Source organism: Rhodococcus sp. NPDC006774 (assembly GCF_040636045.1).
GTDB lineage: Bacteria > Actinomycetota > Actinomycetes > Mycobacteriales > Mycobacteriaceae > Rhodococcoides.
Map to the genome: position 1 here is coordinate 146,307 of NZ_JBEYIW010000005.1, position 21,142 is coordinate 167,448.

Genomic DNA, 21,142 nt, shown 5'->3' on the forward strand with positions numbered 1-21,142 from the left:
GAATGGTAAAGAATCTTTCTTCGGTGGCCCGCGGGGTTGCCGACGAGGGTCTGCCCTCGCCTGGATGAGTTCCGAAGGTCATGTCGCCATGCTTGCTTTGTCCAGAGGCCTCCTCGCCGCAGGTGCAGCTCTCACTCTGCTGTTCGCCGCAGGCTGTTCGTCGTCCGAAGCCGGCAACGCGGTCGCCGCAGATACCACCACAGCCTCCTCGACGTCCACCGCTCCCAGCACGACCGACGACGTCTCGGGCCAAGAGGGCATCGACGCCGGCGGCTCCACCGACATCGATGTCGAGATCGGTCAATGCGTCCAGCTCGGCGGGACGATGACGGCCGCCACCATCGAGAACGCCGAATGCGGCAGCATGGAATCGAACTACAAGGTCATCGCCAAGGCCGAGCAGAACGAGCAGTGCCCCACCGACGTGAATCAGACCTACTACGAAACGCTCGACGGGGTCGAGCAGGGCGCTCTGTGCCTCGACGTCGACTGGGTTGTCGACGGCTGCATGAGCGTCCCCACCATGGGGATGGACGAGCCATCACGAGTCGACTGCAGCGACCCCAGTGCGACCGACGTCGAACAGGTCACCGAGATCAAAACCGGTACCGCCGATCCCAACGAATGCCCCGAAGGTGGATTCGCCTACGAATCAAGGCAATTCGTCGTCTGCACCACGACGATCTCCTAGTCGCGCCGCGCCGACTTGCCAGAGACCATGCGTTTCGTAAAGAGTGAGACAGGTCACTGAGCACCCGCCGGCACGCGAGGAGAACCGATGACCGAGACCACTGCACCTCCGAAATGGAAGGTGGTCGGCCCCGGACTGGTGGTCGCCGCAACCGGCATCGGGGCCGCCGACCTCGTCGCCACGTTGGTGGCCGGCTCGCGCTACGGCTACGCACTGCTCTGGGTCATCATCGTCGGCGTCGTCATGAAAGTCGTTCTGGTGGAAGGTGCCGGCCGCTACACGTTGGCGTCGGGCAACACGATCTTCCAGGGCTGGCGTTCGCTGGGTAGATGGACGACGGTGTATTTCGCGCCGTACATCGTGATCTGGGGATTCGTCTACGGGGCGGCAGCGATGTCGTCGAGCGCGTTACCGATCGTCGCACTGTTCCCGGCACTGGATCTCAAGGTCGTCGCCATCGCATCCGGGCTCCTCGGGTTCGCGTTGATCTGGCTGGGCAGCTACGGATTCTTCGAGAAGATCATCACCGTCTTCGTCGGGATCATGTTCGTCACCGTGATCGGCGCTGCAGTGGTGGCGGTTCCGAACGTTCCCGCGATCGTCAAGGGCATCGTCCCCACCATTCCCGACGGCTCGATCGTGTACGTCCTCGGCCTCGCCGGTGGCGTCGGTGGCACCATCACGCTCGCCGCATACGGCTACTGGCTACGCGAGAAAGGCTGGATCACACCGAAATTCATGCGTGTCATGCGCATCGACAATTCGATGGCCTACGTCATCTCCGGCATCTTCGTCCTCGCGATGCTCATCGTCGGTGCCGAACTGCTGTACTCGTCGCAGATCGCGATCTCCACCGGCGATCAAGGGTTGATCCAACTCTCCGACGTACTTGCCGACCGCTACGGCACGGTGTTCGGCTACGTGTTCCTCATCGGATTCTGGTCGGCGTCGTTCTCGTCGCTGATCGGGGTGTGGAACGGCGTGAGCCTGATGTTCGCGGACTTCGTCGGCAATCTGAAGGGCCTCGAACAGGGTCACCCGGAAACGCGAGTGGGCGGCAAGTACTTCCGCTGGTACGTCGCGTGGCTGACGTTCCCGCCCATGGCGCTGCTGTGGCTGGACCAACCGATCGGGCTCGTGCTCACGTACGGCGTCCTCGGGGCGGTGTTCATGCCGTTCCTGGCGGTGACGCTGTTGATTCTGCTCAACAGCGACCGTGTGCCGCGGCAGTGGCGCAACGGCTGGTTCACCAACCTCACGCTCGGTGTCTGCGCATTCCTGTTCGCGTGGCTCGCCGTCGACCAGGTACTGGATGCACTCGACAAGTACGTGTACTAGTCGGCCTCTTCCAGGCGGGAACGCAGTGTCGACTCCGTGTGCTTGATCGCTTGACCCACTACGGGTTCGACCACAGCGCCGAGCACCTTGCCCGCGATGCCGCCGGGCAGGCTGTAGCGGAACACCACGTCCAGACGGGTACCGCCGTCTGCCGTATCGGAGAACGACCACGTGGACGAGTTGGACAGGCCCTCGACCGATTCGAGTGTGAGCCTCTCGTTGTGGACCCATTCGGTCACGTGCACAACGGAGGTGAGGGCCTTCGGGCCGATCTGCATCGTCGCGTCGTACGTGGCACCGAGACCGGACAGGATGTCGCTCTTCGGCTCGAACCGGGTGATGCCGAACATCCACTGCGGGACGTTCCTGAAGTCGTCCATGTAGGCGAACGCCGCGTCGCGACTGGTCGACGCCACGGCCGAACGATTTATTTCACGCACCAGCGCAGCCTAGTACACGCTACGCAGTGTTACGCATACTTTCGCGGTCCGTATCAGCGGCGTACGTAACCCAACCGCATGTCCACGACGTTGACCAGTGCCGAACCGCGGACATATCGCTGCAGGTTGTCCTCGAACAGCGCCCACAGACGCTCGGCGAAGTCGTCGGCGTCGCCCGCCAGATGCGCGGTCAGGATGACGTTGTCCATGCCCCACAGCGGGCTCGTTTCCGGCAGTGGTTCGACCTCGAACACGTCCAACACCGCCCACCCGATGCTGCCGGATCCCAGGGCGTCACACAGGGCGTGTTCGTCGACGACGGGTCCGCGGGCGATGTTGACCAGGCCCGAATCGGACCGCATGGCCGCCAGCACCTCCGCGTCGACGAGTCCGCGCGTGGCGTCGGTCAAGGGTGTCGCCAGCACGATCACGTCGTATTCGCCTGCATACGTCGGCAACTGTCGGACGTTTCGGATTCGCGAGAACTCCGCATCGCCCGCCCGCTCGGACGTTGCGGCGGCGTCGACGCGCATCCCGAGCGCGCCGAGTACCCGGCCGATCTCGCGTCCGATGGAACCGGGACCGACGACGAGAGCGGCGCGACCATGAATTCCGCTGGTGACTCTGTGCTCCCAGACTCGATCGCGCTGCCGAGCAAGCGCGCGGGGCAACTTCTTGACCGACGCCAGAATGCCGGCTGCGACATACTCGGCGATGGCCCGGTCGAGGATTCCGCCGGAGTTCGTCAGCATCCACGGGCCCTCGCGCAGAACCGGATCCAGCAGTCGATCGACGCCGGCACTCGACGCGTGGATCCAGCGAAGGTTCTCGGCATCGGGCCAGACGGCCCGCAGATCGGCGGTCTCGAAGGTCCGAAACAGCAGCACCTCGGCCCACGACACGACATCGGCGAGTTCACCCGTCGAGCAGCTTCGGAAGTCGACTCCATCGATCGCCGGGAACGACCTTCGGTCCGAACCATTCTCGACCACAAGCACGTTCACCACAGGACTCGCCACCTCCGTACGATGACACCGTGCTCACCGTAGAACTTGCATCTGCCGCCGACGCGGCAACGATACTCGGCCTCCGGCACGCCGCCGAGGACTGGCTGTTCGCTCGGGGCATCGATCAGTGGACGCCACGCGAGGTGCCCCTCACCACGGTCGCTGCGCAGATCGAGGCAGGAGAGTTCCACGTCGCCCGACGCGATCCTCGCGGCCCGCTAGTCGCAGCACTACGCTTGATCGGATCCGATCCGATCATCTGGACCGAGCGCGACGAACCGGCCTGCTACGTACACGGATTGGTGATCGACAGAAGGGAGGCGGGCACCGGACTCGGTACGTTGGTGCTCGACTGGGCGTCGGAGCAGACTCGTCGGGAAGGACGCTCGCTGCTGCGTCTGGACTGCGCCGAGACCAACGGTGCGTTGCGCAGTTATTACATGAATCAGGGGTTCAGCTACGTCGGCCGCCGCGAGTTCGCCGACGGCAGTTCGTGGTTCAGCGTTGCCCTGTTCGAGAAGTCGACCGATCGGTAGTCTCTCGTCCATGGGCGAGAACCGAGATCGTATGCTGCGCGGCGAACTCTACCGAGACAGTGACCCCGACCTGGTGGCGTCCCGGGTGTCGTGCGGGAAGCTGCTCGACCGGTTCAACGCGACCGCGGCAGACCGGAACGCAGAAAGGCGTGAACTGCTCAGCGAGCTGCTCGGATCCATCGGAGAGGATTCGTGGATCATGCCCAGGTTCCAATGCGATTACGGCACATACATTTCCATCGGGTCGAATACTTTCCTCAACTACGACGCAATCCTGTTGGACTGCGCCCCCATCACCATCGGTGACGATGTATCGATCGGGCCACGAGCACAACTGCTGACGGCGCTGCACCCCATGGAGGATCACGAGGCGCGCCGAACACGGTGGGAGAGCGCGCTTCCCATCACCATAGGGAACAACGTGTGGCTGGGCGGCGGGGTCATCGTCTGCCCGGGAGTCACGATCGGCGACAACTCGGTGATCGGTGCAGGCAGCGTCGTCACCCGCGACGTGCCGTCGCACACCTTCGCAGCCGGTAACCCGTGTCGGGCAATCCGCGCTCTACCGTGAGATCACGTCGTGCAAGATCTTGTCGGAGTCACCGACGAGCGTGTCGACGGCAATCCTCGCACCCCACCACATCCCCAGCCACCCGATCGCCGCGGCCACGGGAACGGACAGATACGCGAAGGCACCGGGGAGCAGTAGTGCCAGCAGCAGACCGGGTACCACCGATACTGCGAGCACGACCATCGACAGCAGGACCAACGCGAACGACCCTCCGTTGAACGACCCTCGGGTGTTCAGCGAGAAGGCCTTGGTGGGTTCGGGGACCGGATAGGCGGCACGAACCGAGATCACGACGATGAGCCCAGCGCTGACGCCGAGCATCGACAACGTCACCGAGACGGGGACCGCCAGCCGGTCGAGTCCGAGATCGCCGAACACTCGGACGACCGCCGTGGACACGATCGCAAACGGTGCAGCGACCATCAGCCATGCGATCTGTCGACCGCGAACGTCGTCGCGCAGAGCCTGCGGAATCATCACCAGGTGCCACATCGAACCACCGTCGAGGCCGTACAGGTTCGAGCCCGCGCCCATCGCCATGAAGATCACCATCCAGGCACCCCATGCGGCACTGAACGGAATCGAGTCGGTCACCAACGGACCGACGCCTCCGAGCACCGTGAAGATGAGGACCGACAAGAGCTGGCTTCGACGACGCATATCGCCGCGCCACAGGGACAGCTCGCGCGTCACCACCGCGCCGACACGGGTTGCACGCCAGCCGGTATCGCCGTTGTGGCCGTTCGCTGCCATCTGCTTGCGCGACGCGCCGTACGAGGCGGACACCCGTCCCTCGAAGAGCCGCAGCACGAGTCGTTGCCACGACCACACCAAGACGGCATCGAGCAGCAGCAGTCCCGCCACTGCGCCGATCGCCGTCGGCCAATTACCGTCGAGCGCAGCATCGACTCCGGTGATTCCCCAGCTGAACGGAATCGAATGTGCCAGCGTCAACGGCCATGTCACTTCACCCGACAGCACCCGAGAGAAGTTCTGGGTGATGGGGAACTGCAGGAAGTACAGGCCGCCGAACACCGCACCGAACGCGAGCAGAGCGAACTCTCGACTGCGCCGACTCTTCAAGAGCTGAGACATCGCCACGGTGACCACCCTGGACAGCGTCACGAAGAGAACGACGGTCGCAGGCCAGGCCACCAGGGCAAGCGGAAGCGTTGCAAGAGAACGGGACACGGCATAGATCGGAATCGACGCGGTTGCGATGGCCGTCAACGGCACCACCATGCCGTACGCCGACGTGGTCAACAACGCCCGCGCCAGGCGTGCGGGTTCCACCGACAGCATCTGGAAGTGGCGGGGCTGGATGTTGTCGTCGGAGATCCCCGAGAGCACCGGAAACAGTACCCAGCTCAGACCCATCAGTGTCAGCCCGAGGCTCACGGTGCCACCGACCAACACCTGCGAGGCTCCACTGCGCGCAGACAACACACATGCCACGACGGCGAAGACCAGGCCCAACAACCCGAACACGGTCTTCACCACTGCTTGCCCGCCCTTGAACTGTCTGCGGTAGAGCGTGATTCGCATCTGCAGCGCGGTGCGACCGAGGGACGTCACGAGCGCATCCAGGACAGACCGTCGGGGTTCTGCTCGCGAGTACCGACGAGGCGAACGAAGGCGTCGTCGAGGCTTCCGCCGGCGCGGACCTCGTCCACCGTTCCGACCGCCACGACGCGGCCGCCGGTGATGACGCCGACGTGGGTGCAGAGTTGCTCGACGAGGGCCATCACGTGGCTCGACAGAATCACGGACCCGCTGGATCTGACGAACTGGACCAGAATGTTGCGAATGGTGGTGGAGGAGATGGGGTCGACCGCCTCGAAGGGCTCGTCCAGCACCAGCAGTCGGGGTCCGTGCAGCAGCGCCGAGGCCAGTCCGATCTTCTTGGTCATGCCCGCGGAGTAGTCGGCGATGACGGTTCCGCCGGCGTCGGCGAGATCCAACGCGTTCAACAGCTCGTCTCGACGCTGCGCGATGACGTCCTCGGGCATCGCGCGCAGTCGTCCGAAATACGTCAGGAGCTCGTGGCCGGTGAACTGGGATGGCAGAGCGAGTCCGTCGGGCAGTACTCCGAGTAGCTCTTTCGCGGCGATGGGATCGGCCCAGACGTCTCGTCCGAACACCAGACTTCGTCCGTACTGTGGCCTGAGCAGACCGACCGCCATGGACAGACACGTCGTCTTTCCTGCGCCGTTCGGGCCGACGAGGCCGAACATCGACCCGGGTGGAACCATCAGCGACAGGTCGTCGACGGCAACCTTGGGGCCGAAGGCCATGCAGAGGTGCTCGATCAGCAGGGCAGCAGAATTCGTTTGCACGGGTAACAGACTAACCGGTATGGACTCGTTCGTCATCCGGTACGAATCGTCCGTCCCGGTACCATCTGGGCATGAATCGCACGGCAGTGGTCACCGGAGCTTCGTCGGGTATCGGACGCGCGGTCGCGCAGGCGCTCGTCGCCCGGGGGTACCGAGTGATCGGCACCTCCCGCAATCCGGCCTCGATGACCGATGCGCAACGCGCCTCCGGCGTCGAGTATCGCGCTCTCGACCTCACCGATGCCGACTCGATCCGTACCTTCGTCGCCGATCTCGGTGACGTCGACGTCCTGGTCAACAACGCCGGTGAGAGTCAGTCCGGGCCGTTCGAGGAGCTGCCGACCGACGCCATCGAGCGACTGTTCCAGTTGAACGTCTTCGGCGCAGTGACGCTGTCGCAGAACGTCATTCCCGGTATGCGCGAGCGCGGATACGGCCGCATCGTGATGGTCGGGTCGATGCTGGCGAGCTTCCCGCTCGCCTACCGCTCGTCCTATGCCTCGACGAAGGCCGCTATCAAGGGCTTCTCCGACGCGGCGCGCCTGGAACTTTCACCCTTCGGGGTGTGGATGACCACCGTCGAGCCGGGGTCGATCAACACCGGGATCAGTGAGCGGCGAACCAAGTACATCGCACCGGATTCGGTACACCGAGACGACTTCCACACCGCGATTTCGTCCCTGGATCGCAAGGAGGGAACCGGCATCTCCGCCGAGGATGTCGCGGAGGTGGTGCTGAAGGCCATCGAGGCCGACAAGCCGAAACCGTTGTACGCCAAGGGAAGCAACGCACCGGTCGTGTTCATGGCGCGGCGGTTGCTCCCGGCGACCTTCATGGAGAAGACGATTGCGAAGATGTTCGGCCTGAAGCGATAGCCGACGTCACCCGGCGATCGCGGCGTGCATCTCCCACACGATCACTTCGGCTCCGGTGACGGTGCTCAGCTTTTGCCCGCCGCCTCCGGAGATCCGCACGGCGTCACCTTCGGCGAGTGCACCGACACCTTCGAGCATCGCTTCGCCCTCGGCGACGAAGATGTGCACGAACGGCGCGTCGGGAACATCGACTGGGGCTTGTCCTGGCTGCAGACGTGCGGCGTGCATGGCGGCGTACTTGTTCTTGATACGGATCGCCGCGTGGTCGACGTGACGAGCCATCCCTGATGCCACAGGAACCAAACCACCACTGAGCAATTCGCTGTCGATCTCGAGCTGCTCGTAGCCCGGGGTGATGCCCTGTTCGTCCGGGACGACCCACATCTGGACGAACCGAACCGGATCACCGTGTTTGCCCGAGTACGACCCGGCGGTCTCACCGAGTCGCCACGAGTCGTTCTTCTCCGAGTGCAGGATTCCCGTGCCCGCACTCATGCGCTGCGCGAGACCGGGGTAGATGACGCCGGAATGACCCATCGAATCCTGGTGCACCAGCGAACCCTGCAGAACCCAGGTCACGATCTCCATGTCACGGTGTGGGTGGGTGTCGAATCCCTGCCCGGGGGTGACGATGTCGTCGTTGTTGACCATCAGGACGCCGTGGTGGGTGTTGGCACGATCGAAGTGGTTGCCGAAAGAGAAGGAGTGCTTGGAGTCGAGCCAGCCGATCCGCGTCTTGAAACGGTCGTCGGCTCGCCGGACGTCGAGTTGAGCTGCTGCAGAGGTCATTACGTGTGCCCTCGAATCGTCGAGTGAGTGGATGACTACAGAACGTGCGAGCCGTACATCTCACCGAGTGGATCGGCGATCAGCTCGAGGCGCGCACCATCGGGGTCACGGAAGTACAGCGAGACCTCGCTGTGCTCGATCAGTTCGACTCCGGCGTCGATCAGCTTGGTACGCAGGTGTTCCCACCTGGTGGGCTCGACACTGATCGCCACGTGATGGAGGCCGCCGAGCACCTCTGCATACGGTCCGACGTCGAGTCCGGGGAAGTCGAAGAATGCCAACAGGTTGCTGTTGCCGATATCGAAGAAGAAGTGCGAAGAGCCTGGGTAGTCGCGGTTCTCGATGAGCTCGGTTAGCGGGAACTCGAGTACGTCCTGATAGAAGCGAACCGTCGCTTCGACGTCGCTGCTGACCAACGCGGTGTGATGGAGTCCGCGGGCTGAGGAAGCAGGCCGTTCGCCTGCCGGCTTCAGGTGCTGGGCGCGGATGCGGTCACGCTCGATGGTGTGCTGATCTGCCTCGGTCATCGCTCTACCCTTCGGTCAAGTAGTTGCTTCGTCAACTACCAAGAACAGTACACCGAGTAGTTGCGTTGTCAACTACTATGGGTTCATGGAATCCCCACGGTGGCTCGGCCAGGACGAACAGCTGGCCTGGCGCGCATACCTCGACGCGACGCGGCTGCTGCTTCGTGATCTCGACAACCAGCTCACGCGTGACTCCGGTATCTCGTTCACCGACTTCGAGCTGCTGGTGGTGCTCTCCGAAGCGCCCGATCGCCGACGCCGCATGAGCGAACTCGCCGACGCCGTCACCACGACGCGCAGCGGCGTGACGAGGGCCATCAGCCGGTTGGTGGAGTGCGGTTGGGTTCGGCGCGTCAAATGCGACGACGACAAACGGGGCATGTCCGCCGAACTCACCGAGGCCGGCCTCAGCACGCTCGCCGAGGCCAGTCCAGGGCACGCCGCAGCGGTACGGGAGAACATGTTCGACCTGGTGGACCCGAAGGATCTCGCGGCCCTCACCCGCACCTTCTCGGCAATGCGGAACCACGCGTCGTGACCCTCACGTACATTCCCGGCGAGCAGCGGCACCACTGGTGGAACGAATGGCTCGACTCCAAACAGTCCTTCCCCGCCACCGGCAACTACGACCTGGCGGCGAACGCGCACGGGCTGCTGATGGTGCACAACGAGGACACCGTCTTTCCCGGTGAAGGGTTCGACTCTCACGAGCACCGGAACATGGAGATCCTCACCTGGGTGCTCGACGGCACGCTCGAACACACCGATTCCGAGGGCAACAGCGGGCTGATCCGCCCCGGGCTGATCCAACGCATGAGTGCGGGCACCGGCATTCGCCACACCGAACGCAACGCGTCGAGCCTGACCAGCCGCGACAAGCTCCGCGTCGTGCAGATGTGGATTCCGCCGGATGCCGACGGACGGGTGCCCTCGTACGACGAACTGGACGTGCGCGACGAGTTGGCATCCGGCGAGCTGGTCTGTGTGGCATCGGGAATGCCCGACCGAAACGGAATACGCATCGGCAATCGCTTTGCGGCACTGCATGTTGCGCGACTCCAGCCGGGACAGTCGATCACCGTTCCCGACGCGCCGTTCGGTCATGTCTTCGTTGCCGACGGTTCGGCGGCGTTCGAGGACATCGGCGATCTCGCCCAAGGTGACGCGGTGCGACTGAGCTCCACCGGCGGACACCGTGTGACAGCATCGACCGCGAGCGAAATCATGATCTGGGAAATGCACGCCACCTTCGCCTGAGGGAGTTTCGACCATGCCGACCATCGCCACCGACGATGCCGTCACCCTGAACTACCTCGACGAGGGCGCAGGCCCTGTCGTGGTCCTCATCGCCGGGTTCTGCGCGCCGGCGACCACCTGGGTGCTGCAGCAGAAAGCGTTGGTGAATGCCGGATATCGCCTTCTGGCGCTCGATCGACGAGGACACGGTGCCTCGGAGGCACCGACACACGGGGCGTCCATGGAACGGCACGGACGCGATGTGGCCAACCTCCTCGCGGCCGTGGGCGTCACGGACGTCGTCCTGATCGGCGGATCGATGGGGGCGAGCACCGTCTGGTCGTACATCTCGCAATTCGGCACCGAGCACGTGCGAGCCATCGTGTCGGTCGATCAGACTCCGAAGATGGTGAACAGCTCCGACTGGAAGAACGGCTTCTACGGTCTCACCGAAGAGAACCGAACGACATTCTTCGACAACGGGATACCCGATACCGGACACGGCCTGCCCAAGTGGAAGTCCGTGCCGTCGCTGCTGAAGCTCGTGCTCGAACTACGTGCGATTCCGAAGATTGCATCGCCCGACACCCCGCCGATGAAGGCTCTGCTGGCCGATCATGCTGCGCAGGACTGGCGCTCGACCATCGCGGGCACCGACAAGCCGTACCTGATGGTTGCCGGGCGTGAGAGCCAGTTCTGGCCTGCTGCACACGCTTCCGAGTCCGTCGACAACAATCCCCGCGGTCGATCGGTAGTGCTGGAAAAATGCGGGCACGCTGCGAACATGGACCGGCCGAAAGAGTTCGACACGGCGATGATGGAGTTCCTCGACTCGATCGAGTGAGGTCACGGCTGCCTGTGCCCATCCAACGCCTGAGCGCAGGCAACCAGATTGCGATGCAACACTTCTCGCTCCTGAGTGGAGAGCGACGCGATCATGTCACGTTCGACGTCGGCCACTGCGGCCGACGCTTGCCGCAGTCGTTCGATTCCCCGTGCCGTCACGTGCAGGCGTTGATCTCGACCGGTGCCCTCGATCTCCACCAGGCCGTCTCGCGTGAGCCCGGCCAGCAGCTGATGGGTGGCCTGCCTGCTGACGAACACCGCGCGAGCGAGCTCGGCGTTGGACAATCCCGGCTTGTGCGCGAGGAGTTCGAGGCTGGAGTACTGCGAGACGGTGATGTCGAGTTCGCGTAGGCGATCGTCCATCGCCGAACGCAGGGCGGATGTGGCCCGCTTGAGGGCGTAGCCGATCGAGGTGTCGAGGTCCACTTGACTCATGTCAACATCTTGACATACCTTTGTCTCGTCAAGTTCTTGACAACCCGACGAAAGGATCCACCATGACCACCGCTACCGTCTCCGGACCGAGCTTCCTCTCCTTGCAAGTACGCGACCTCGCCGCCAGCGCAGACTTCTACGAAAGCCGGCTCGGCCTGGTCCGCGCACCCCAGGCACCCCCCGGCGCGGTGGTGTTCACAACCTCGCCCATTCCTTTCGCTGTCCGGAATCCCGCTCCCGGCACCGATCTCGACAGCGGACAGCCCGGCCTCGGGGTTGCGCTGTGGCTCGTCTGCGCAGACGCCGAGGCGCTGCACGAGTCACTGGTCGCCGCCGGCGTGACCATCCTGACCGCACCCTTCGACGGCCCCTTCGGAAAGACCTTCGTCCTGCAAGACCCGGACGGATATGCCGTGACCGTGCACAGCAGCTAGTTCCGAAAGAACTATTGCGAAATATTTCTTTCGGGTTATGGTTGTCGCATGAGCCCACCACCTCCCGACCGGATGCCCCGGAAGCTGACGGACATGTCCGAGCTCAAGGCGCTGACGCATCCCATTCGACTGCGCATGCTCTACGCGTTGCGGGCCAACAAGTCGATGACGGCAACCCAGCTGGGCGATCTGGTGGACGAGTCACCCGCCTCGATGAGCTATCACCTGCGCAAGCTCGCCGAGCACGGGTTCGTCAAGGAGGTCGAGAACGGATCGGACAAGCGTCAGCGCTGGTGGTCGGAGGCCAACGAGGGAGGGTTCAGCTGGTCGGAGAACGACTTCTCGGACTCACCCGAGTCGTTGTCGGTTGCGAAGGCATCCATGGATTCATGGCTGGCTCATCAATGGTCACGTCTGCACGACTTCGGCCGAACCTCCGAATCCTGGGGCCAGGACTGGGTAAGCGCGGCATTCAGCAGCGACGACGTTCTGCGACTCACAGCGGAGGAAACGAAGACCATGGGCACGGAAATGCGCGCTGTCATCGACAAGTGGCGTCGACACGGAGAGAACGCGACTTCGGGGGAGCGCGAACACGTCATGGTCCTGATGCACGGATTCCCCACGACACCATAGGAGTTGGCATGTATCCGTTCGATCCGCACACGTATCTCTTCATGGTCAAGCAGGATCGCGATCGACATCTGCTTCTGGCCGAGCGCCGCAGACTCGCTGCTGCGCAAAAACGCCTCCGCCGAGACGAACTCCGCGTTCAGAGGGCGTGGGACGAATTGACGGCATCGCTCGCCGATGCCTCCATGTCCGAGCGACGGGTACTCGAGCTGGCTCGTCGGTGACGAGAGCTGCCACTACTTCGCGGCAGCCCGCTTGGCGAGCGTCTTCGAGATCCCCAGCTGCGCAACCACGATGATGCAACCGACGATCGCGCCGATGACCGCCGACGCGAGCGTGTTGACGATCCACGCCAGCACTCCGCCGATGCCGGCGACGCCGCGCACCGCTTCTTCGCCGTGGTGCACGAGTTCGTAGATGGGATGGAATCCGAGCTCGTCGATGCCGACGAGCAGGATGTGTCCACCGACCCACAGCATCGCTGCGGTGCCGACGACCGAGAGCACCGACATGACCTTGGGCATGGCCTTCACCAGACCACGGCCGAACTTCTCGACGAACCCGGTGGACCCCTCTGCCAGTTTCAGACCGATGTCGTCCATCTTGACGATCAGCGCGACGACTCCGTAGACCACGATCGTGATCACCACGGCGACGACCGCGAGGATGATCAATCGACTCCAGAAGCCCTCACCGGCAATGGTGTCCAACGCGATGACCATGATCTCGGCGGACAGAATGAGGTCGGTACGCACTGCGCCGGAGACCACGGTGTCCTCGTCGCGTGGCTCGTCCTCGGCGGCGGCGTGATGGTCGCCGTGGCCGAACAGTGCACCCCAGATCTTGTGCGCCGCCTCGTAGCTGAGGTAGCAGCCGCCGAGCATCAGAATGGGCGTCAACAGCCACGGCACGAACTGACTGAGAAGCAACGCGATCGGCAGGATGATCAGCAGCTTGTTCCGCAGCGAACCCACGGCAATGCGTTTGATGATCGGCAGTTCGCGCTCCGCCGCGAGTCCGCGGACGTATTGCGGCGTCACCGCGGCGTCGTCGATCACGACACCCGCTGCCTTCGCCGTCGCCTTACCGGTCGCTGCACCGACATCATCGATGGATGCAGCTGCCAGACGAGCCAGCGCTGCCACGTCGTCGAGCAGGGCTACGAGTCCGCCGGCCATCACAAACCTCCGCTTCGATACGAGAACACCGCTGGGCTCCTCATGATGCGAGCCCTTGGAACCCTACCGTCCGCAGGTGGTCTGTGATCGCCGTCCGGCCCTCTCCTGGTTGCTACGCGATCTTGCGCTCCTGCTCGGCCTCGACGACCTTCGCGGGCGGCAATCCGATGCTCGGGTCGTGTCCTCGGAAATTCTTCAGCCACCAGCTCCAATCCTCGGGCACCAGCGAGAACGGGTCACCATGGCCGAGCTCGCGTGCAGCCCACACCGGCCAGTGCGGGTTGGCCAACGCCGGACGACCGAGCAACACCACGTCGATCTTGCCCTCGCGGATCACGGCGTCCGCATTTTCCGGAACGCCCAGATTCCAGCTGCAGGTCACCGGGATATCCAGCTCACGCTTGACCCGTGCAGCCCGCTCGACCATGAACCCCATGTCGCCGAACGGCGGGTCCACCATGTCGTCGGTGTTGAAGCCGAGGCTGACATCGGCCATGTCCAGGCCGTGTTCCTTCATCCATCCGATGGCGACCATGGATTCGTCGAACTGAACCCCGTCGGGGTGGTGGTCGTCCGAGCCCAATCGCATGGTGAGCGGGAACTTCTCGGGCCACACCTCGCGCACAGCGTCGAGTGCCTCGAGGTGGAACCGGGCCCGGTTCTCCAGGCTGCCGCCGTACTGATCGGTGCGCTGATTGGCCAGCGGGGAGAAGAAGCTGGCACCGAGATAGCCATGGGCGTAATGCATCTCGAGCCACTCGTACCCGGCCTCCGCCGCTCGGACGGCTGCGTCGGCGTAGCTCTGGTGGATGGCCTTGATCTCGGGCACGGTGAGTTCGTGGACGGGGAACGAGTGGTCGCCGCCGTAGGGAATCGCCGACGGCGCAACACATTCCCAACCGTCGGGATGGTCTGCCGGAAGCTGGTGTCCGCCCTGCCACGGTGGCACTTCACTGCCTTTGCGTCCGGTGTGACCCAACTGAATCGCCGGGACCGAACCCATCTGCTTGATCATCGCCGTCACGCGAGCGTGACCCTCGATCTGATCGTCGTCGTAGATTCCGGCGCACCCGGGAGTGGTGCGTCCGTCGGGCGTGATCGCAACCTGTTCCGGGAACACCATCCCGAAACCACCGGCTGCGCGCGCACCCAGATACATGAGGTGAAAGTCGTTCATCTTTCCGTCGACGGCGCGGTACATCGTCATCGGCGACATGGCGATGCGGTTTCGAAGAGTTACACCTTTGAGCGTGAACGGGCTGAAGAGATCCGGCATGACAATGGTCCTTTCCCTGGGTAGAACCACCTCATCACCTGGCACGTTTCGACCGACTACATCGATGCTGCACATCGGTGACAGTTTTCTCACCGTCCTTCCGACCCGAGTGTGAGGCCCGATGTATGGTTTCCTATACGTATAGTGAGCTATACCTAGGATCGGAGCATTCACATGGCACTCAGATGGGTATCGGTCGCCGCAATCGGCCTCGCCACCGCGTCGGCAACGGCATTGCTGGCCTGGCTGGTATCGCCCGTCGCACCGGGGATCGCGGCGGTGGTGTTCGGGTTCACCGCCCTCCCGTTCGGGGCGATGCTGGGCTGGATACTGATCATCGCACCGGTCGCTGCCGACCAGACCTACACTTCGGGTGACAGCGTCGAAAGCCATTGGACGACATCGGCGTCCAGCGGTACCGCCACCGATCTCGTGACCGTCCTCGGCCTGACTCTGGCCGTGGTAGCCATCACCCGCGTCGACCCCCCGGCGACCCTGCTGCTGACGGGCCTGTTGTTGGCTGCGTTCGCGTCGTTCACCGCGCGGTATGCCCTCGCACGACACCGAGCCCTGTCCGTGTGAAGAACAGTGTTCGACGGCGTCGCACCGAAAAGGGATGGTCGCAGAGCGAACTGGCCGAACGGATCGACGTCACCCGTCTGACGATCATCTCCATCGAGAAGGAACGATTCGACCCGAGCCTGCCCGTCGCCTTCCGCCTCGCCGCGGCATTCGACTGCTCGATCGAGGAACTGTTCGAGCCGGACCCGGGTTGATCGCTACTGCGTGTACGAGCTCATGAAGTTACCGAGCCGCTCCAGCGCCGTTCCGAGATCGTCGACGTTGGGCAAGGTCACGAGCCGGAAGTGATCGGGCACATCCCAATTGAAGGCGCGGCCGTGGCTGACGAGGATCTTCTCGGATTCGAGGAGGTCGAGTACGAATTTCTCGTCGTCGACGATCCCGAAACGTTCGGTATCGAGTTTCGGGAACATGTACAGCGCACCCGCTGCCTGCACGCAGCTGATTCCGTCGATCGAGTTGAGCATGCGATGCGCGAGGTCACGTTGCGCGGTCAGCCTCCCCGCCGGAAGAAGGAGATCTTCGATCGACTGCCTGCCGCCGAGCGCAGTCTGTATCGCGTGTTGCGCCGGCACATTCGCGCACATCCGCATGTTGGACAGCAGGGTGATGCCCTCGATGAAACTCGCCGCGCGTCGACGCGGACCCGTGATCGCCAGCCATCCGGCCCGAAATCCGCATACCCGGTACGCCTTCGACAGACCCGAGTAGGTCAGGCACAGAACATCTTTGCCCGTCAGAGTCGCGAGATTGATCATCTCCGCACCGTCGTAGACGATCTTCTCGTAGATCTCGTCGGCCAGCAGAATCAGATCGTGCTTGCGGGCCAGATCGACGAATCGCTGCAGTGCCTCGCGTGGATACACAGCCCCCGTCGGGTTGTTGGGATTGATCACCACGATCGCGCGGGTGCGGGGTGTGATCTTGGCTTCGAGGTCCTCGAAGTCCGGGGCCCAATCCTGGCTTTCGTCGGCCAGATAATGGACGGGTACGCCTCCGGCCAGGGCCACCGAGCCGGTCCACAGCGGATAGTCGGGCGACGGGATCAATATTTCGTCTTCCGGGTTGCACAGGGCCTGCATCGTCATGGTGATCAGTTCCGATACCCCGTTGCCGAGGTAGACGTCACCGACATCGAGATCGGTCAGGCCTTTGGTCTGGTAATACTGGACCACCGCTGTGCGGGCGGAGAACAGGCCCCGGGAGTCCGAATAGCCCTGTGCGGTGGGAAGGTTGCGGATCATCGCCATCATGATCTCGTCCGGTGCCTCGAAACCGAACGGCGCAGGATTGCCGACGTTCAGCCGCAGGATCGTGTGCCCCTGCTCCTCGAGCTCTTCGGTCTTGTCCAGAATGCGTCCACGAATGTCGTAGCGCACGTTCTCGAGCTTGCGCGCCTGATCGATCGATTTCGTCACTTCGAAAACTCCTCCTGCCGAACGGTCGGCGACATCCGAGTCCGGACCGCCACTGTTGCACATGCGATGACTGCTGCTCCACCTCCGACCACCGGCCACGTCAATCCCTCGTGCAGGATGATCGCGGCCCAGCAGATGGTCAGCACCGGTTGGATCAGCTGGATCTGACTGACACTCGACATGGGGCCGATGGCCAGGCCCCGGTACCAGGCGAAGAATCCGAGGTACATGCTCACCACCGCCAGATAGGCGAAGGCCGCCCACTCGGACGCACCTGCAGTCGATGGCTGCCGCCACCACGAGAACGCGGCCAGCGCTCCGGTGACCGGCACCGACACGACGAGCGCCCACGACACCGTCTGCCAGGCACCGAGTTCTCGTGACAACAGGCCGCCCTCGGCGTATCCGACCGCCGCGGCAACGACGGCTCCGAGCAGCAACAGATCCGACCACTGCAACCCCGCCGACTGTCCGCCTTGTACGGCGGCGAACCCGACCGCGACGGCGGCACCCACGCCTGCGACCACCCAGAACATCGGCCGGACCGGTTGCCGTTCGCGGATGATCGCAGTGGCGGCGGTGGCGGCCGGGAGCAACGCGATGACGACGGCGCTGTGTCCCGCCGATGCAGTGGTGAGGGCGTACGAGGTGAGCACCGGGAAGCCGATGACAACACCGGCTGCGATCACCGCGAGCCGAATCCACTGCCGCCCCTTCGGGAGTCGTTGCCCGGTGGCGGCGAGCGCTACCGCAGCCAGTGCGGCGGCGACCACAGCGCGACCGCAGCCGACGAAGAGCGGGGACAGGCCACCGGTGACGGCGACGCGGGTCAGCGGCACCGTGAACGAGAACGCCGTGACGCCCGCCAGGCCCCAGAGCAGTCCGGCGCGGGATAGCAGACCCGTCCCAGACCGAGTAGCGCTACTATGCTGTGTCATGTCCGACGATAGCAGTTCCCGGATCGTGTCTGCACTGAGAACCTGGATTGCGACCGCGCCACCGGAAGCCCGGCTGCCGTCCACCCGCGCCCTGGTCGCCGAGCATTCGGCAAGCCCGGTCACGGTACAGAAGGCTCTCCGCACGCTCATCGCGCAAGGCGTCATCGAAAGCAGGCCTGGCGTCGGCACATTCGTCAGGACGGTGCGTACGGCCCGCCCCAACGATTACGGGTGGCAGACTGCAGCGCTGGGAGCGCCGGACAATCGCCTGCAACTTCCGGCGGCTCTGCAGTCGACATCGAGCGACGTGATTGCACTGCACTCGGGCTATCCGGCTCGGGAGTTGTTGCCGGAGCGTCTCGTTCACGCGGCCTTCACTCGGGCGTCCCGCACCGACGCGGTGATCGCTCGGCCACCCACCGCCGGACTGCCGGAATTGCGGGCATGGTTCGCAGCCGAGTTGGGGGCGTCGACACCGTTGGGTATCACGCCACCGTCGGCCAGTGACGTCGTCATCATTCCCGGCAGCCAGACCGGACTCAGCACTGCATTTCGGGCGCTCGTCGGTGCCGGTCGGCCGTTGCTCATGGAGTCCCCGACGTACTGGGGCGCGATCCTTGCCGCCACCCAGGCAGGTGTCCGCGTCGTACCGATACCCAGCGGCGTCGACGGTCCGGACCCCGACGCGCTCGCCCGGGCATTCGCGCACACCGGAGCTCGGGCGTTCTATGCCCAACCGACATTCGCCAGCCCCACCGGTGCACAGTGGTCGCCCGCATTGTCCGAGCAGGTCCTCGCCACTGTTCGACACCACGGCGCGTTTCTGATCGAGGACGACTCGGCCCACGATTTCGGCATCACCTCGGAGCCGAGTCCGCTGGCTGCACGAGACGACGCCGGGCATGTCGTGTACCTTCGCTCACTCACCAAGACGGTGTCGCCCTCGGTTCGCCTGGCAGGCCTGATCGCTCGCGGGCCCGCACACGAGCGCATCCTCGCCGATACGGGAGCCGAATCGATGTATGTCAGCGGGATTCTGCAGTCCGTCGCCTTGGACGTCGTCACTCAACCCGCCTGGCGAACTCATCTGCGGCGGCTGCGCACTCAGTTGGCTTCACGTCGAGACCTGTTGGCGAACAGCCTCATCGAGTTCGCACCCCGAGGGCATCTCGATGCGGTGCCGCGCGGTGGACTCAATCTCTGGATGCGCCTGCGCGACGACTCCGATCTGGAACATGTTGTGCAGGAATGCAAGTCGGCGGGTGTGATCGTCGGGGCCGGCGACGACTACTTTCCCGCCGAACCCGCCGGAAAATACCTTCGACTCAACTACGCGGGCCCCGACCCCGGAGAGTTCGCCGATGCGGCACGCACGATCGGGTCGATCATCTGAGAGCGTTCGAGGCATCGACGGCAAACGTCGACTTCCGACCCCACACGAACCAGACCAGGGGACCGAGGAACGGGAACGCCAGTACGACGAAGATCCACACGGCCCGGCCTGCGACCGTGTAGTTGGGCGAGCCGATGATGCTGACCAGCGCAGCAACGAACAGTACGACCGCGCCGAGCACCGCCAGCAGAACGACGGTTCCCAAACCCCACCCCAGCACCTGTTCGGTGGTGGACGGTTGCTGAGACAGAAGTGTTGCGGCGTGCATGACGGTTCCTCCGATATCGCTGTGTCGTTGACCTGAACAACGTTACGAATCAGCAGGTCGCGCCACATCGGTCTGCGTGAGTATCTCCTCGTACATCTCGAGATGTACACGTGGTCGGAGTCAGGGCCGCGCCTCAGTGGGTTACGTTGGTGCAGACTTACGTGACCCGGGGGGGACTGTGCAGAACGTCAAGAACGACTACGCCGCGTGGATGGAACTGGGGCCGGGCGGACTTCCCGCCAACGTCGGTGGCTGGCTGATCACCACTGCCCTGAGGCCACTTGCTCGACGCGATCCTCTGACGGTCGCCGGCACATCGAGTCCTGGTCTGCACTGGCATCTGGAGCCCCGATCCGGACCACGGCCGTCGATCGCGCCGTACCCGATACCCCATCGCCAACTCACCGATCGGGGTACCCCTGCCCTGATCGAGCGGTTGACTGCCGCCGTCACCGAGGAAGCCGGATCGGAATCGCCGTTTCACCTGGAACGCAGTCGATTCGAGCGACGAGGCGACGCACTGTATCTATCGAACACCGATAGCGCCGCACCCTGGATCGCCCGAACCAAGGGGGAGATCCTGCACGTGCACGACAGCGAAGGCTCGATGCACGTGGTGATGCAGCCGGACGACGCCCAGACCATCATCTCCGCGGGATGGGGCGAATTGCACCCCTTGGCCGGACGCCCGGTCCTCGGATTGCCCGAGACCTATGTCTTCCTCTATGCACCACGAGATTCCGACGACGTCCACGGAATCGAACAGATCATCCGACGCGCGGTCTCCACCGCGAGGGCCTGACTCTCCGCCCGGGCGGGCGGTCACCGGTTTTCATCGGACGCGCCTGTCAGGTGACGGAGCATATCTGCCCGCGTGATGGCGAGCATCGCGTCGAGCATCGGTTGATCGACGATGCGTCGCTGTCGCAGTGACACAGCGCCGTTCATTGCCGCCCAGGCATTCAGAACCAATGCCCGGGGGACGACGTCGGTACCGGCGTCCTCCACCGCTCGCGTCACCGAATCGATGAGTTCTCCGAGTGCAGTGTCGATCCTGTTCTTCGCCTCGCCGACCGATGCGGACTCGGACTTGTCCACATCCGTCAGCGCCAGCAGTCGCAGCGCCAGTGGATTCTCGCGGTGGAACGCGATGTACCGATCGAGGAACTCGGCAACCACACGGACGGGGTCGACCGCGTCGACGGGTGCAGACATCTGCTCGACGTGAGTGAGCGCCGTTCGCCACGCCAAAGCCGCGTAGACGTCGACCTTGCCTGCCCCGAAGTTGGCGTAGATCGAACTGACTGCCACATCTGCTGTTGCAGTGAGCATCTCGATCGTCGTTCCGCGATAGCCGTGCCGAAGGAAGAGCGTCCGACCGGCGTCGAGCACAGC

At 64.0% G+C, this 21,142-nt stretch carries 28 protein-coding genes; 15 read left to right on the forward strand and 13 right to left on the reverse strand.

What is annotated here, in order from left to right:
• The first annotated feature begins 64 nt into the window (after positions 1–64).
• Together ABZ677_RS09975 and ABZ677_RS09980 are read left to right on the forward strand one after the other, a co-directional pair.
• Positions 65–691 (forward strand): hypothetical protein, encoded by a 627-nt coding sequence (locus ABZ677_RS09975; RefSeq protein ID WP_094634977.1) that lies wholly within the window; start codon positions 65–67, stop codon positions 689–691.
• A gap of 87 nt (positions 692–778) precedes the next feature.
• Positions 779–2,029, forward strand: coding sequence for an Nramp family divalent metal transporter (locus ABZ677_RS09980; protein WP_094634976.1), 1,251 nt, complete (start codon positions 779–781; stop codon positions 2,027–2,029).
• Here the strand turns inward: ABZ677_RS09980 and ABZ677_RS09985 are convergent.
• Both ABZ677_RS09985 and ABZ677_RS09990 read right to left on the reverse strand, forming a co-directional pair.
• Positions 2,026–2,469 carry an SRPBCC family protein gene (locus tag ABZ677_RS09985; protein ID WP_358368854.1) on the reverse strand — a complete coding sequence of 148 codons (444 nt, stop codon included), beginning with the start codon at positions 2,467–2,469 and terminating at the stop codon, positions 2,026–2,028. The genes ABZ677_RS09980 and ABZ677_RS09985 overlap by 4 nt on opposite strands.
• Positions 2,470–2,522: 53 nt before the next feature.
• A complete protein-coding gene (locus ABZ677_RS09990; protein WP_358368857.1) occupies positions 2,523–3,473 on the reverse strand; it encodes a D-2-hydroxyacid dehydrogenase in 951 nt (316 codons plus the stop codon).
• Positions 3,474–3,505: 32 nt separating this feature from the next.
• On the opposite strand from ABZ677_RS09990, the gene ABZ677_RS09995 reads away from it, so the two are divergent.
• Together ABZ677_RS09995 and ABZ677_RS10000 are read left to right on the forward strand one after the other, a co-directional pair.
• Positions 3,506–4,012: a GNAT family N-acetyltransferase gene (locus ABZ677_RS09995; RefSeq protein ID WP_358368860.1), complete on the forward strand. Its 507-nt coding sequence runs from the start codon at positions 3,506–3,508 to the stop codon at positions 4,010–4,012.
• Between the two features lie 10 nt (positions 4,013–4,022).
• Positions 4,023–4,583 (forward strand): sugar O-acetyltransferase, encoded by a 561-nt coding sequence (locus tag ABZ677_RS10000; protein WP_037195126.1) that lies wholly within the window; start codon positions 4,023–4,025, stop codon positions 4,581–4,583.
• On the opposite strand, the gene ABZ677_RS10005 is transcribed toward ABZ677_RS10000, so the two are convergent.
• Together ABZ677_RS10005 and ABZ677_RS10010 are read right to left on the reverse strand one after the other, a co-directional pair.
• On the reverse strand, positions 4,575–6,158 hold the full coding sequence (locus ABZ677_RS10005) for an ABC transporter permease (RefSeq protein WP_094740417.1): 1,584 nt from the start codon (positions 6,156–6,158) through the stop codon (positions 4,575–4,577). The two genes, ABZ677_RS10000 and ABZ677_RS10005, sit on opposite strands and share 9 nt — an antisense overlap.
• A complete protein-coding gene (locus ABZ677_RS10010; RefSeq protein ID WP_358369176.1) occupies positions 6,155–6,877 on the reverse strand; it encodes an ABC transporter ATP-binding protein in 723 nt (240 codons plus the stop codon). Before ABZ677_RS10010 ends, ABZ677_RS10005 begins: the two co-directional genes overlap by 4 nt.
• 113 nt (positions 6,878–6,990) lie before the next feature.
• Between ABZ677_RS10010 and ABZ677_RS10015 the strand changes: the two genes are divergently transcribed.
• Positions 6,991–7,794, forward strand: a complete 804-nt coding sequence (locus ABZ677_RS10015) for an SDR family oxidoreductase (RefSeq protein WP_358368863.1) — start codon at positions 6,991–6,993, stop codon at positions 7,792–7,794.
• A 6-nt stretch (positions 7,795–7,800) separates the two neighbouring features.
• Here the strand turns inward: ABZ677_RS10015 and ABZ677_RS10020 are convergent, their stop codons facing one another.
• Both ABZ677_RS10020 and ABZ677_RS10025 read right to left on the reverse strand, forming a co-directional pair.
• Positions 7,801–8,583, reverse strand: coding sequence for a pirin family protein (locus tag ABZ677_RS10020; protein WP_358368865.1), 783 nt, complete (start codon positions 8,581–8,583; stop codon positions 7,801–7,803).
• A 35-nt stretch (positions 8,584–8,618) separates the two neighbouring features.
• Positions 8,619–9,110, reverse strand: a complete 492-nt coding sequence (locus tag ABZ677_RS10025; protein WP_094634970.1) for a VOC family protein — start codon at positions 9,108–9,110, stop codon at positions 8,619–8,621.
• Between the two features lie 85 nt (positions 9,111–9,195).
• Between ABZ677_RS10025 and ABZ677_RS10030 the strand changes: the two genes are divergently transcribed.
• From ABZ677_RS10030 to ABZ677_RS10040, 3 genes are read left to right on the forward strand one after another with little or no spacing between them, the layout of a single operon-like run.
• On the forward strand, positions 9,196–9,648 hold the full coding sequence (locus tag ABZ677_RS10030; RefSeq protein WP_037195142.1) for a MarR family transcriptional regulator: 453 nt from the start codon (positions 9,196–9,198) through the stop codon (positions 9,646–9,648).
• Entirely contained in the window at positions 9,645–10,367 is a 723-nt protein-coding gene (locus ABZ677_RS10035) for a pirin family protein (RefSeq protein WP_358368869.1), read from the forward strand. The genes ABZ677_RS10030 and ABZ677_RS10035 overlap by 4 nt, the downstream gene beginning before the upstream one ends.
• Before the next feature lie 13 nt (positions 10,368–10,380).
• A complete protein-coding gene (locus ABZ677_RS10040) occupies positions 10,381–11,190 on the forward strand; it encodes an alpha/beta hydrolase (protein WP_358368872.1) in 810 nt (269 codons plus the stop codon).
• A 2-nt stretch (positions 11,191–11,192) separates the two neighbouring features.
• Here ABZ677_RS10040 and ABZ677_RS10045 read toward each other — a convergent pair whose 3' ends face one another.
• Positions 11,193–11,627, reverse strand: a complete 435-nt coding sequence (locus ABZ677_RS10045) for a MarR family transcriptional regulator (RefSeq protein ID WP_037195145.1) — start codon at positions 11,625–11,627, stop codon at positions 11,193–11,195.
• A gap of 62 nt (positions 11,628–11,689) precedes the next feature.
• Between ABZ677_RS10045 and ABZ677_RS10050 the strand changes: the two genes are divergently transcribed.
• The 3 genes from ABZ677_RS10050 to ABZ677_RS10060 are packed head-to-tail and all read left to right on the forward strand — an operon-like array spanning position 11,690 to position 12,918.
• Positions 11,690–12,061, forward strand: a complete 372-nt coding sequence (locus tag ABZ677_RS10050; RefSeq protein ID WP_358368876.1) for a VOC family protein — start codon at positions 11,690–11,692, stop codon at positions 12,059–12,061.
• A 48-nt stretch (positions 12,062–12,109) separates the two neighbouring features.
• The gene (locus ABZ677_RS10055) at positions 12,110–12,697 is read left to right on the forward strand and encodes a helix-turn-helix domain-containing protein (RefSeq protein WP_358368878.1); all 588 of its coding nucleotides are present in this window, start codon (positions 12,110–12,112) and stop codon (positions 12,695–12,697) included.
• An 8-nt stretch (positions 12,698–12,705) separates the two neighbouring features.
• Entirely contained in the window at positions 12,706–12,918 is a 213-nt protein-coding gene (locus ABZ677_RS10060; protein ID WP_358368880.1) for a hypothetical protein, read from the forward strand.
• 12 nt (positions 12,919–12,930) lie between these two features.
• Here ABZ677_RS10060 and ABZ677_RS10065 read toward each other — a convergent pair whose 3' ends face one another.
• Together ABZ677_RS10065 and ABZ677_RS10070 are read right to left on the reverse strand one after the other, a co-directional pair.
• Positions 12,931–13,872, reverse strand: a complete 942-nt coding sequence (locus ABZ677_RS10065) for a DUF808 domain-containing protein (protein WP_037195149.1) — start codon at positions 13,870–13,872, stop codon at positions 12,931–12,933.
• 112 nt (positions 13,873–13,984) lie between these two features.
• Positions 13,985–15,148: an NADH:flavin oxidoreductase/NADH oxidase gene (locus ABZ677_RS10070; protein WP_037195622.1), complete on the reverse strand. Its 1,164-nt coding sequence runs from the start codon at positions 15,146–15,148 to the stop codon at positions 13,985–13,987.
• A gap of 174 nt (positions 15,149–15,322) precedes the next feature.
• Between ABZ677_RS10070 and ABZ677_RS10075 the strand changes: the two genes are divergently transcribed.
• Complete coding sequence (locus ABZ677_RS10075) at positions 15,323–15,730, forward strand: hypothetical protein (protein WP_358368883.1); 408 nt, start codon at positions 15,323–15,325, stop codon at positions 15,728–15,730.
• Complete coding sequence (locus tag ABZ677_RS10080; RefSeq protein WP_358368886.1) at positions 15,727–15,924, forward strand: helix-turn-helix transcriptional regulator; 198 nt, start codon at positions 15,727–15,729, stop codon at positions 15,922–15,924. Before ABZ677_RS10075 ends, ABZ677_RS10080 begins: the two co-directional genes overlap by 4 nt.
• A gap of 3 nt (positions 15,925–15,927) precedes the next feature.
• Here ABZ677_RS10080 and ABZ677_RS10085 read toward each other — a convergent pair whose 3' ends face one another.
• Both ABZ677_RS10085 and ABZ677_RS10090 read right to left on the reverse strand, forming a co-directional pair.
• The gene (locus ABZ677_RS10085; RefSeq protein WP_358368889.1) at positions 15,928–17,148 is read right to left on the reverse strand and encodes a pyridoxal phosphate-dependent aminotransferase; all 1,221 of its coding nucleotides are present in this window, start codon (positions 17,146–17,148) and stop codon (positions 15,928–15,930) included.
• Positions 17,145–18,086 (reverse strand): DMT family transporter, encoded by a 942-nt coding sequence (locus tag ABZ677_RS10090; protein WP_358368892.1) that lies wholly within the window; start codon positions 18,084–18,086, stop codon positions 17,145–17,147. Before ABZ677_RS10090 ends, ABZ677_RS10085 begins: the two co-directional genes overlap by 4 nt.
• Here ABZ677_RS10090 and ABZ677_RS10095 point away from each other — a divergent pair.
• A complete protein-coding gene (locus tag ABZ677_RS10095) occupies positions 18,085–19,479 on the forward strand; it encodes a PLP-dependent aminotransferase family protein (protein ID WP_037195162.1) in 1,395 nt (464 codons plus the stop codon). The genes ABZ677_RS10090 and ABZ677_RS10095 overlap by 2 nt on opposite strands.
• Here ABZ677_RS10095 and ABZ677_RS10100 read toward each other — a convergent pair.
• Entirely contained in the window at positions 19,472–19,747 is a 276-nt protein-coding gene (locus ABZ677_RS10100) for a PLD nuclease N-terminal domain-containing protein (protein ID WP_037195164.1), read from the reverse strand. The two genes, ABZ677_RS10095 and ABZ677_RS10100, sit on opposite strands and share 8 nt — an antisense overlap.
• Before the next feature lie 178 nt (positions 19,748–19,925).
• Between ABZ677_RS10100 and ABZ677_RS10105 the strand changes: the two genes are divergently transcribed.
• Positions 19,926–20,549, forward strand: a complete 624-nt coding sequence (locus ABZ677_RS10105) for a hypothetical protein (protein WP_358368895.1) — start codon at positions 19,926–19,928, stop codon at positions 20,547–20,549.
• 20 nt (positions 20,550–20,569) lie between these two features.
• Here ABZ677_RS10105 and ABZ677_RS10110 read toward each other — a convergent pair whose 3' ends face one another.
• Entirely contained in the window at positions 20,570–21,139 is a 570-nt protein-coding gene (locus ABZ677_RS10110) for a TetR/AcrR family transcriptional regulator (RefSeq protein ID WP_358368898.1), read from the reverse strand.
• Between the last annotated feature and the right edge of the window lie 3 nt (positions 21,140–21,142).

What these genes read in the sequence shown, in the direction of transcription:
- ABZ677_RS10100 (WP_037195164.1), bottom strand. Translation starts at nt 19,747, where the DNA reads ATGCACGCCGCAACACTTCTGTCTCAGCAACCGTCCACCACCGAACAG.
- ABZ677_RS10010 (WP_358369176.1), bottom strand. Translation starts at nt 6,877, where the DNA reads ATGGCCTTCGGCCCCAAGGTTGCCGTCGACGACCTGTCGCTGATGGTT.
- ABZ677_RS10060 (WP_358368880.1), top strand. Translation starts at nt 12,706, where the DNA reads ATGTATCCGTTCGATCCGCACACGTATCTCTTCATGGTCAAGCAGGAT.
- ABZ677_RS10050 (WP_358368876.1), top strand. Translation starts at nt 11,690, where the DNA reads ATGACCACCGCTACCGTCTCCGGACCGAGCTTCCTCTCCTTGCAAGTA.
- ABZ677_RS10095 (WP_037195162.1), top strand. Translation starts at nt 18,085, where the DNA reads ATGTCCGACGATAGCAGTTCCCGGATCGTGTCTGCACTGAGAACCTGG.
- ABZ677_RS10045 (WP_037195145.1), bottom strand. Translation starts at nt 11,627, where the DNA reads ATGAGTCAAGTGGACCTCGACACCTCGATCGGCTACGCCCTCAAGCGG.
- ABZ677_RS10030 (WP_037195142.1), top strand. Translation starts at nt 9,196, where the DNA reads ATGGAATCCCCACGGTGGCTCGGCCAGGACGAACAGCTGGCCTGGCGC.
- ABZ677_RS09975 (WP_094634977.1), top strand. Translation starts at nt 65, where the DNA reads ATGAGTTCCGAAGGTCATGTCGCCATGCTTGCTTTGTCCAGAGGCCTC.
- ABZ677_RS10015 (WP_358368863.1), top strand. Translation starts at nt 6,991, where the DNA reads ATGAATCGCACGGCAGTGGTCACCGGAGCTTCGTCGGGTATCGGACGC.
- ABZ677_RS10070 (WP_037195622.1), bottom strand. Translation starts at nt 15,148, where the DNA reads ATGCCGGATCTCTTCAGCCCGTTCACGCTCAAAGGTGTAACTCTTCGA.
- ABZ677_RS10020 (WP_358368865.1), bottom strand. Translation starts at nt 8,583, where the DNA reads ATGACCTCTGCAGCAGCTCAACTCGACGTCCGGCGAGCCGACGACCGT.
- ABZ677_RS10040 (WP_358368872.1), top strand. Translation starts at nt 10,381, where the DNA reads ATGCCGACCATCGCCACCGACGATGCCGTCACCCTGAACTACCTCGAC.
- ABZ677_RS10065 (WP_037195149.1), bottom strand. Translation starts at nt 13,872, where the DNA reads ATGGCCGGCGGACTCGTAGCCCTGCTCGACGACGTGGCAGCGCTGGCT.
- ABZ677_RS10025 (WP_094634970.1), bottom strand. Translation starts at nt 9,110, where the DNA reads ATGACCGAGGCAGATCAGCACACCATCGAGCGTGACCGCATCCGCGCC.
- ABZ677_RS09980 (WP_094634976.1), top strand. Translation starts at nt 779, where the DNA reads ATGACCGAGACCACTGCACCTCCGAAATGGAAGGTGGTCGGCCCCGGA.
- ABZ677_RS10055 (WP_358368878.1), top strand. Translation starts at nt 12,110, where the DNA reads ATGAGCCCACCACCTCCCGACCGGATGCCCCGGAAGCTGACGGACATG.
- ABZ677_RS10075 (WP_358368883.1), top strand. Translation starts at nt 15,323, where the DNA reads ATGGCACTCAGATGGGTATCGGTCGCCGCAATCGGCCTCGCCACCGCG.
- ABZ677_RS10090 (WP_358368892.1), bottom strand. Translation starts at nt 18,086, where the DNA reads ATGACACAGCATAGTAGCGCTACTCGGTCTGGGACGGGTCTGCTATCC.
- ABZ677_RS10000 (WP_037195126.1), top strand. Translation starts at nt 4,023, where the DNA reads ATGGGCGAGAACCGAGATCGTATGCTGCGCGGCGAACTCTACCGAGAC.